Source organism: Streptomyces sp. 796.1 (assembly GCF_047525675.1).
Taxonomy (GTDB): Bacteria; Actinomycetota; Actinomycetes; order Streptomycetales; family Streptomycetaceae; genus Streptomyces.
In genome coordinates this window covers 61319-68401 of the sequence record NZ_JBLIWA010000040.1, presented here as the reverse complement: position 1 = coordinate 68401, position 7083 = coordinate 61319, and the positions used below count along the sequence as shown (strand labels likewise).

Genomic DNA, 7083 nt, shown 5'->3' with positions numbered 1-7083 from the left:
GTGGCGGGCCCCGACTGCGTACCGGCGGCGCCGGCCGCACCAGCCACGGACTGCGGCGCCGCGCCCGGGCCGGGGGCCGCGGCACCGGCAGTGGCCGCACCGGGGGCCGCCGCACCAGGGGCGGCCGAGTCAGGAGCAGCCGAGCCGCCACCCGGCGTTCCGGTGCCGCCCTGCGTACCGGTCGCGCCCGGGGCCTGCGGCGCCAACGGGTGGGCGACCGGAGGGCGGCCCACCACGCGCGGCGCCTCGTACCGCGGTGCTCGCGGGCGCGGGCGCGCGGGGCGGGCGTTGGGCTGCGGAGCGCGGGGGGCGGGCAGTTCGCCCCCTGCGGTGGGGGTGGCCGCGGGGGCGCCCGGCGTGGTGCCCGGCTGATCCGGCGTCACCTGCGGCGCGCCCTGTCCGGCGGGACGACCGACCGTTTCTGCTGCGGCCGTCTCCGTACCGGGGGCGGGCGGGGGCAGCGGGACGCCCTGGCCCGCCGGGGCGGCGGGCGCAGCCGGGGCGCTCGGGGCGGGGGCCTGGTGCGGCCAGGGTTCCGCGTGCGGCGGGCCGGTCAGCGGCGTTGCCTCGCCCGGGAGTTCGGCCCCGGGGGCCGCTCCGTCCGGGTGTGCGGGACCGGCCTGGCCGGCGTGGGCCCGGGCCGCGCGGGCGGCGCCCGTCGGGCCCCGGTCGGCGAGCGAGCGCACCCGGCCGCCGGCCTGCTCAGGCAGCGGCGGGCCCTGGTGCAGGGGCCGGCGGGCCGGCTGGTCGGCGGGGGCGGCCTGCGGCAGCGGCTGGCCGGCCTGCGCGGCGTGGGCGTCCGGGTAGCCGAACGAGCCGGTGTCCCGGCCGCCGTCCTCGTGCGCCCCTGAGGGCCGCGACTGACCTGCCGGCTGCCCCGCGGCCTGCGGCTGCGCGATCGCGCCGGGCTGCGGGCCGGCGGCGGGCGGCTGGGCCTGGTGGTAGCGCGGCTGTTGCTCCATCCACGCCCCTTGCGCACCGGGCATCAGGAGCAGATCATCGTCTTCACCGTGCTCGCCCTGGTCCATGTGGTCGGCGTGGTCCTCGTGTTCGTCTGCGTCGGCATCGGTGTCGAAGGAGTAGGCCAGTTGTCGGCCGCGGCCCGCGGATGGGCCGCCGGGGGTGGTGCCGGCGTGGTGGTGAGCGTTGGCGGAGCGCGACCCGGTGGGCCGGCCGCCCGCGTTCCCCGGCAATCCCTCGCCCGGGACGTCGCCGGTGTCGGTCATGCGTACCCCTCGCCCATCGCTCCGTGGTCCTTCCAACCGCTCTCCAGCAAGAACGAGCGTCCGCGCTGTGCGGCACGTGGCGCGTCCCCCGCCCTGGTCGTACGGCGGTCCCGGCCGGGGTCGTGCGCCCAGGTCATGGACGCGCGGACGCCGCGTGCCGAGCGGCCGTACAACAGTCCGCCAGCCTACCCCGGTCGCACCGGGCGCAGGTCACGGGTGGGGGCGGTGCCCGCAGAGCAGGAAGGCGACCGAGCGGTCGCGTTCCGACCAGGCGCGGGCGTCCATTTCCACCGCCTGGAGCATCACGCACTCGACACCGTAACCGCCGTCGGTCAGCGCCCGGCTGATGGCTTCTGCCTGGTCACGCGTGGCCGCGTGGGTGACGATGCGTTCGGGGCGGCGGTCGGCGCACGCGGCGACGACGGCCGCGCCACCACCTCCGATCCGGATCGCGTCCGGCTCCGGCAGGTCTTCGAGCACCTGCGGCGCCGTGCCGTGCACGACCTGGAGTTGCACCTGGAAACGCCGCCCGACTGCGGTGATCCGGCCACAGGCGTCCGCATCCTGGTCGACGGCGATGACCGCCGCCCCGAATCTGGCTGCCTCCACCGCCGTACCGCCGCTGCCAGCGCCGATGTCCCAGATCAGGTCGCCCACGCGCGGCCCGAGCCGGGCGAGTTGGGCGGCGCGCAGCCAGCGCGCCTCGCCCTCGCCGCGGTCGGCGGTGGCGCCGTAGGTGGAACCGGGCAGCGCCCAGCCGCGGATGGCCGGCGGATAGCCGGGCTCGCGGCCGGCGATCCAACTGCCGGTCTGGGCGCCGCTCGGCGCGGACACGTGGCCTGCGCCGCCGATGACGATGACCACGTTGGGGTCGCGCCACACGTGGTCGGGGACCTTGTCCGAGGTCAGTACGGTCATCCGCTCCTGCTCGGTGCCGAGCGCCTCGCAGATGACGAAGGTGCGGTGGACGGGGCCGAGCAGCAGGGCCAGTTCGGCGGGGCCAGCACCCGGCGAGGTGAGGACGGCGACCTTGGGGTGCGCCCGACAGACGTTGACGGCCCGGCGCAGGTCCCGGCTGTGGGCGCTGACCACCTGGGCGTCGTCCCAGGGCATGCCGGCCCGGGCGAAGGCGGCGGCGACGGCCGAGACGGCGGGCACCACCTCCACCTCAAGGCCGTGCTCGGGCGCGCGCAGGGCACGGACGACGCCGAAGAAGCCGGGGTCGCCGTCGGCCAGTACGACGGCGGAGCCGCGGTGCCCCGCGATGCGCCGGGCGGCGAGGTCCACGCTGCCGAGCCGGATGCGTTCGGCGGCGGGCGGCACTTCGGGCCTGGCCAGGTGGTGGGCGGCGCCCGCGACCAGGGTGGCGGCGCCGAGCGCGGAGCGGGCCGCGTCCGTCAAGGGAGAGCCGTCCCATCCGATCACCGTGACGCGGTCGGCCATCTTTCGTCAGTCTCCTGGGCTGTGATCGCGGGCGCCCGCGGGGGCTCGGGGCAAGCCCCCGGGCACGGGCGGGGTGGCGCGGGCAGATCGCGGGAAACCCGGCGGGCGAATACGAACATTCCCCGCACGCCGGCCGGCGGCCGGGCTGCGGAGCGGAACACCGTGAGCGTACCCCCGGGTGGTCCAGACCGGCGGTGCGGGCCGCTCAGCGCCAACTCGGCAGCGGCGCGTACCCGGAGCCGTCGGCGAACTGCTCGGGGCCGCCTTCGAGGTCCTCGGGCAGCAGGCTCCACACGATCAGGTCGGTACGGATGTCCGCCCAGCCGCCGTCCTCGGTGCGCGACCGCGCTATCCAGGCGTTGCGCAGCACGCCCTCGCTGATGCAGCCGATCTTCTGGGCGACCTGTTGGGCCGCGGTGTTGTCGGCGGCGGTGCGCAGTTCCAGGCGCTCGAACTTCTGGGCCCGGAACAGCCAGTCGGCCACGGCCAGGACGGATTCGCTGGCGTACCCCTCGCCGCGCGCCCAGGGCGCGGTGACGTAGGCGATCTCGGTGGACAGGGTGCGCCAGTCGGTGTGGAAGAGGGTGACGACGCCGACCAGGCGCTGGGTGAGGAACTCCGATACGCCGAAGACGATGCCGCGCCCCTGGACGCGTTCGTTCGGGGCACGCCTGACGATCCAGTCGCGGGCCCGGTCGGCGGTGTAGGGGTGGCCGACCGAGGTCCAGGCCACGATCTGTTCGTCGTTCATCATGTCGGTCAGTGGCGGGACGTCGGCCAGCTCCAAGGGGCGCAGCTCCAGCCGGTCCGTACTGATCGATACGTCCGGAAAGGTGCGTGTCATGCGCTGCTCCAACGCGGAGAGGTGTACGTGCCCGGGGCCGTCTGAGTGCACAAGCATGCAGCATGCGGCCGTAAATGTGCCATGCGCGACGGCCCCGCGCACGCCCGGGGGGTGCGCGGGGCCGTCGGGAGCCGGAGGGTGGATCAGCTCGTCGGGGCGCCGAACGCCGGGATGACGGCGCCCTCGTACTTGTCCTCGATGAACTTCTTGACCTCGGGCGTGTTCAGCAGCTTGGCGAGCTTCTTGACCCGCGGGTCGTCCTCCTTGCCCTCCTTGACGGCGAGGAAGTTGGCGTACGGGTTGCCCTCGCCCTTCTCCAGTGCGAGGGCGTCCGTGGCGGGCTTGAGCTTGGCGCCGATGGCGAAGTTGCCGTTGATGACGGCGGCGTCGACGTCCTTCAGGCGCGCGGGGATCTGCGGGGCTTCGAGCTCGGTGAACTCGATGCCCTTCTTGTCCTTGATGTCCTTGAGGGTGGCGTCGCTGCCGATGCCGTCCTTCAGCACGATCAGACCGTTGTCGGCGAGCAGCTTGAGCGCGCGGCCCTCGTTGCTGACGTCGTTGGGCAGTGCGATGGAGCTGCCGGGGCCCAGGTCGGAGAGCTTCTTGCCCTTCTTCGTATACAGGCCGAGCGGCTCGATCTGGACGTTGACGACCGGCACGATGTGGGTCTTGTGCTTCTTGTTGAACTCGTCCAGGTAGGGCTTGTGCTGGAAGAAGTTCGCGCCCACCTCACCGTTCTCGGTGGCGGTGTTGGGGAGGATGTAGTCGTTGAACTCCTTCACCTCCAGCTTCAGCCCCGCCTCCTTCGCCAGGTTGTCCTTGACGAACTTCAGGATGTCGCCGTGCGGCGTGGGGCTCGCGGCGACGATCAGCGGCGAGTCCTTGTCGCCGTCGTCCTTGGAGTCGGAGGGCGCGCTGCACGCGCTGAGGGCGATGGCGGCTGCGGCGGCGACCGCGGCTGCGGCGGTGAGCTTGGTGGTGGTACGCACGAAGAGTGCCTCTTTCTGGACGTTACTCGACACACTCGCGGTCGAGAGGGTATGCCCGGCAAAGGGTCCGGGCGGATGGGGACGGGGACGGGTGGTTCTGGTGGGGCGGGCGGCCTGCTGGCTTGGGTGGCCGCCCGTCCGGTTCGGGTGTCGCCGGGCGTGACCGGTTCAGCCGGCGCGCCCGCCGGCCGGTGCGGCGGACTCGTCGTCGGGCCGCGTGGCCTCGGCGACCGCGGTGGCCTCGGCGACCGTGGCGGTCGCGGTCTGCGCCGGCACCGTGGCGGCGGCGCCGCTCCCGGTCCCGGCTTCGACGTCGGCGGCCGTGGCCTTGGTGCTCGCGGTGGCGGCCGGCTTGCGGGCCCCCGGCAGCCGCAGCCAGCTCCGCCCGGCGGGGACGGTGCCGGTGCGGCGGCCGATCAGGCGTACCGCCAGGTCGCCGACGATCTGCACGAAGGTGACGACGACGATCAGCAGGATGACGGTGACGAGCATCAGCCGGTCGTCCGAGCGCTGGTAGCCGTTGACGATCGCCAGGTTGCCGAGCCCGCCGCCGCCGACCGCGCCGGCCATCGCCGAGTAGCTGATGAGCGTGATCACGGTGGTGGTCAGGCCGGCGATCAGGGACGGCAGCGCCTGCGGCAGCAGCACCTTGAAGACGATGGTCCAGGTGCCGCCGCCCATCGACTGCACGGCCTCCACCAGCCCGCCGTCCACCTCGCGCAGCGCGGTCTCCACCAGCCGGGCGAAGAAGGGGATGGCACCGATCGCCAGCGCCACCACCGCGGCCGAGGGGCCGATGGAGGTGCCGACGACGAAGCGGCTGAAGGGGATCAGCGCGACGATGAGGATGATGAACGGCAGCGAGCGGCCGATGTTCACCACGGCGCCGATGAACTTGTTGACGACGACGTTCTGCAACTGGCCGCCGCGGTCGGTGAGGACCAGCAGCACGCCCAGCGGCAACCCGCCGAGCACCGCGTAGAGCGTCGACCACCACACCATGAACAGGGTGTCCATGCTGGCGTCGTTGAGCGCGGGCCACATCTCGGACCAGGTCACTTGGCACCCTCCTTGGCCGGGGTGGAGTCGGCTGCGGCCAGGCCCACGATGGGCGGCGTCGTGTCCTTCGGCGCCACTTCGACGTGCAGCCCCTGTTCGCGCAGGAAGCCGATCGGCACCACGTTCTCCTCGTACGAGCCGGGCAGTTCGATCCGCATCCGGCCGACCTGCCGCCCGGCGACGGTGTCCATCGCCGCGCCGAGGATCGAGATGTCGATGTTGTACGTGCGCGCCAACTGGGAGATCACCGGCTGGGTGGCGGCCTCGCCGAGGAAGGTGACGTCCACGACGGTGCGGCCGGTCGCGGAGGGCTCGCCGCCGACCGGGAACAGCTCGTGGGCCAGCTCGGAGCCGGGGGTGGCCAGGAGTTCGGCGACGGTGCCGGTCTCCACCACCCGGCCGCCCTTCATGAGCGCGGCCGAGTCGCAGACCGTCTTGACGACGTCCATCTCGTGCGTGATCAGCAGCACGGTCAGGCCGAGTTCCTGGTTGAGGTCGCGCAGGAGTTGCAGGATCGACCGGGTGGTCTCGGGGTCGAGCGCGGAGGTGGCCTCGTCGGAGAGCAGCACCTTGGGGTCGCCGGCCAGCGCGCGGGCGATGCCGACGCGCTGCTTCTGACCGCCGGAGAGCTGCGCCGGGTAGGACTTGGCCTTGTCCGCGAGGCCGACCAGGCCCAGCAGTTCGAGCGCCTTGCGCGAGCGTTCCTTGCCGGATATGCCGAGGATCTCCAGCGGGAGTTCGACATTGGCCTGGACGGTGCGCGAGGAGAGCAGGTTGAAGTGCTGGAAGACCATGCCGATGCGGCTGCGGGCGCGGCGCAGGGCGGCGCTCGCGCGCTGGCCGTTGCCGGCGAGCGCGGTCAGGTCCTGTCCGGCCACGGTGACCGTGCCGGAGCTGGGGCGCTCCAGGAGGTTCACGCAGCGGATGAGGGTGGACTTGCCGGCGCCGCTCTGGCCGACGACGCCGAACACCTCGCCCTCCCGGACGTGCAGATCGACGCCGTCGAGCGCGGTGACCTCGCGGCCTCGTGAGCGGTAGACCTTCGTCAGGCCCGTCGTGGTGATCACAGGGGGTTTCCGTCACTGTCGAGTGCGCGGCGGATTGGGTCGCCGGCACGGGGCATTCATTGCGGAACGCGGCATACGGAGTGGGGCGGGGAGCAGGTCATCACTGTCCGGCTCCGGCTTCCGGCGACGCAGGGCGCGTCCGACGTCGTACGCGGTGATACGGACGTACTGCGGCACACGGTCTCGCTTCAGGGCGCGAGGCTCCGGCTGGGGCCCTCAGCGGTCGCACATTCGACACATACAACGAGCACCGGGCGTCATGTTCGCCTCGGTCGCAAGTGCGCGGTTGCTCGTAGTGGTCATGCAGGCAAGTAAACCAGACATGCACATGGCTCGATCAAGCACGTCCACATCGTGGAACCACTCGATCAAAGTATGGACTCTACACGATCATGGCCGCGCGGACACAGCCACCCCTGCGACAACTGCCGCGACCTGCGCAAATATCGGATAAA

The 7083-nt window shown here is 72.8% G+C and carries 4 protein-coding genes and 2 pseudogenes; all 6 read right to left on the bottom strand.

The features are described from left to right. A pseudogene (locus tag ACMA1D_RS25115) lies at window positions 1–1226 on the bottom strand (hypothetical protein); the annotation flags it as partial. Window positions 1227–1436: 210 nt separating this feature from the next. Further along, window positions 1437–2669 (bottom strand): precorrin-6y C5,15-methyltransferase (decarboxylating) subunit CbiE, encoded by a 1233-nt coding sequence (cbiE, locus tag ACMA1D_RS25110; RefSeq protein ID WP_414726271.1) that lies wholly within the window; start codon window positions 2667–2669, stop codon window positions 1437–1439. 205 nt (window positions 2670–2874) lie between these two features. Then, complete coding sequence (locus ACMA1D_RS25105; RefSeq protein WP_414726270.1) at window positions 2875–3513, bottom strand: GNAT family N-acetyltransferase; 639 nt, start codon at window positions 3511–3513, stop codon at window positions 2875–2877. A 143-nt stretch (window positions 3514–3656) separates the two neighbouring features. Further along, window positions 3657–4502 (bottom strand): MetQ/NlpA family ABC transporter substrate-binding protein, encoded by an 846-nt coding sequence (locus tag ACMA1D_RS25100; RefSeq protein WP_414726269.1) that lies wholly within the window; start codon window positions 4500–4502, stop codon window positions 3657–3659. Window positions 4503–4898: 396 nt separating this feature from the next. Next, window positions 4899–5561, bottom strand: a pseudogene (locus ACMA1D_RS25095) (methionine ABC transporter permease); the annotation flags it as partial. After that, window positions 5558–6628 (bottom strand): methionine ABC transporter ATP-binding protein, encoded by a 1071-nt coding sequence (locus ACMA1D_RS25090; protein ID WP_414726268.1) that lies wholly within the window; start codon window positions 6626–6628, stop codon window positions 5558–5560. The gene ACMA1D_RS25090 and the pseudogene ACMA1D_RS25095, both read right to left, overlap by 4 nt. Window positions 6629–7083 lie beyond the last annotated feature (455 nt).

What these genes read in the sequence shown, in the direction of transcription:
- cbiE (WP_414726271.1), bottom strand. Translation starts at nt 2,669, where the DNA reads ATGGCCGACCGCGTCACGGTGATCGGATGGGACGGCTCTCCCTTGACG.
- ACMA1D_RS25105 (WP_414726270.1), bottom strand. Translation starts at nt 3,513, where the DNA reads ATGACACGCACCTTTCCGGACGTATCGATCAGTACGGACCGGCTGGAG.